Origin of the sequence: Sphingomonas sp., assembly GCF_036402235.1 — a bacterium.
Classification (GTDB): domain Bacteria; phylum Pseudomonadota; class Alphaproteobacteria; order Sphingomonadales; family Sphingomonadaceae; genus Sphingomonas.
Map to the genome: position 1 here is coordinate 1 of NZ_DASWTG010000020.1, position 2,500 is coordinate 2,500.

The window sequence follows — 2,500 nt, forward strand, 5'->3', positions numbered from 1 at the left end:
CACCAGAGGTATGTTCAACCCGGTCCTCTCGTACTAGGGTCAACTCCTCTCAAATTTCGACGCCCACGGCAGATAGGGACCAAACTGTCTCGCGACGTTCTGAACCCAGCTCACGTACCACTTTAATTGGCGAACAGCCAAACCCTTGGGACCTGCTCCAGCCCCAGGATGTGATGAGCCGACATCGAGGTGCCAAACGATTCCGTCGATATGAGCTCTTGGGAATCATCAGCCTGTTATCCCCGGCGTACCTTTTATCCGTTGAGCGATGGCCCTTCCACGAGGGACCACCGGATCACTATGACCGACTTTCGTCTCTGCTCGACTCGTCAGTCTCGCAGTCAGGCTGGCTTATGCCATTGCACTCTAACGATCGGTTTCCAACCGATCTGAGCCAACCTTCGCACGCCTCCGTTACTCTTTAGGAGGCGACCGCCCCAGTCAAACTACCCGCCACAGAGGGTCCCTGAACCGGATAACGGTTCGAGGTTAGACATCAGAAATCAACAGGGTGGTATTTCACCGTAGGCTCCACACCAGCTGGCGCCAGTGCTTCAAAGCCTCCCACCTATGCTACACAATTAATTCCTAATGCCACTCTGAAGCTGCAGTAAAGGTGCACGGGGTCTTTCCGTCTAACCGCGGGTACTCCGCATCTTCACGGAGAATTCAATTTCGCTGAGCATGTCCTGGAGACAGTGGGGAAGTCGTTACGCCATTCGTGCAGGTCGGAACTTACCCGACAAGGAATTTCGCTACCTTAGGACCGTTATAGTTACGGCCGCCGTTTACCTGGGCTTCGTTTCGGAGCTTGCACCCCTCCACTTAACCTTCAGGCACCGGGCAGGCGTCAGGCCCTATACGTCGTCTTGAAGCCGACTTAGCAGAGCCCTGTGTTTTTGCTAAACAGTCGCTACCCCCTGGCCTGTGCCCCCTGACTCTGCTTGCGCAAAGCCAGGGCCTCCTTCTTCCGAAGGTACGGAGGCAATTTGCCGAGTTCCTTCAGGACACTTCTCTCAAGCGCCTTGGTATACTCTACCTGACCACCTGTGTCGGTTTCGGGTACGGTCTATACGGTGGAGCTATTTCCTGGAACCACTTCGAAGCATGTCCAATCCGATAAGGACATACAACACACGTGATCCGTCACTACCACCAGGCCCACGAATATTAACGTGGTTCCCATCGACTACCCCCTTCGGGCTCGTCTTAGGGGCCGGCTCACCCTGCTCAGATTAGCTTTAAGCAGGAACCCTTGGTCTTTCGGCGAGAGGGCATCTCACCCTCTTTATCGCTACTCATGTCTGCATTCGCACTTCCGATACCTCCACGGTCGGTTACCCTTCCGCTTCGCAGGCTTACGGAACGCTCCGCTACCGCGTGCAGTAAACTGCACACCCTAAGCTTCGGTGCATCACTTTAGCCCCGTTACATTTTCGCCGCAGGAACCCTTGTTTAGACCAGTGAGCTGTTACGCTTTCTTTAAAGGATGGCTGCTTCTAAGCCAACCTCCTGGCTGTTTTGGGATTCCCACATGCTTTCCCACTTAGTGATGACTTGGGGACCTTAGCTGTAGGTCAGGGCTGTTTCCCTTTTGACGACGGACCTTAGCACCCGCCGTCTGTCTCCTGGATAGTACTCCTAGGTATTCGGAGTTTGGTTAGTATTGGTACAGCTCGCGCCGCCCGCAACCATCCAGTGCTCTACCCCCTAGGGTATTCGTCCAAGGCTCTACCTCAATAGATTTCGCGGAGAACCAGCTATTTCCCGGCTTGATTGGCCTTTCACCCCTAAACACAACTCATCCGATAATTTTTCAACATTAAACGGTTCGGTCCTCCAGTGAGTGTTACCCCACCTTCAACCTGGTCATGCCTAGATCGCCGGGTTTCGGGTCTAATGCATCAAACTCAATCGCCCTATTCAGACTCGCTTTCGCTGCGCCTACACCTAACGGCTTAAGCTTGCTTGATACACTAAGTCACAGACCCATTATGCAAGAGGTACGCGGTCACACCCTAAAGATGCTCCCACTGCTTGTAGGCGTTCGGTTTCAGGTACTGTTTCACTCCCCTCATCGGGGTGCTTTTCACCTTTCCCTCACGGTACTAGTTCGCTATCGGTCATGTACGAGTATTTAGGCTTGGAGGGTGGTCCCCCCATGTTCAGACAGGGTTTCACGTGCCCCGCCCTACTCGAGTCCTTCTTCATCACTTTCGCATACGGGACTGTCACCCGCTATGGTCAGCCTTTCCAGACTGTTCTGCTAGTTGAAAAGAAGGCACTGGCCTGGTCCGCGTTCGCTCGCCACTACTAACGGAATCTCGGTTGATGTCTTTTCCTCCGGGTACTGAGATGTTTCAGTTCTCCGGGTTCGCTTCACGAAGCCTATTTTATTCAGCTAAGTGATACCTGTTTCTCGATTACTCTAACAATGGCGAGCCATCGTAAGAATAATCGGGATAGGTGGGTTTCCCCATTCGGAAATCGTCGGGTCAAA

The 2,500-nt window shown here is 53.3% G+C and carries 1 rRNA gene (cut by a window edge); it reads right to left on the minus strand.

The window, feature by feature from the left end:
* Window positions 1–2,500 (minus strand): 23S ribosomal RNA (locus tag VGD28_RS04135); its annotated part runs 97 nt beyond the window's last position; the annotation flags it as partial.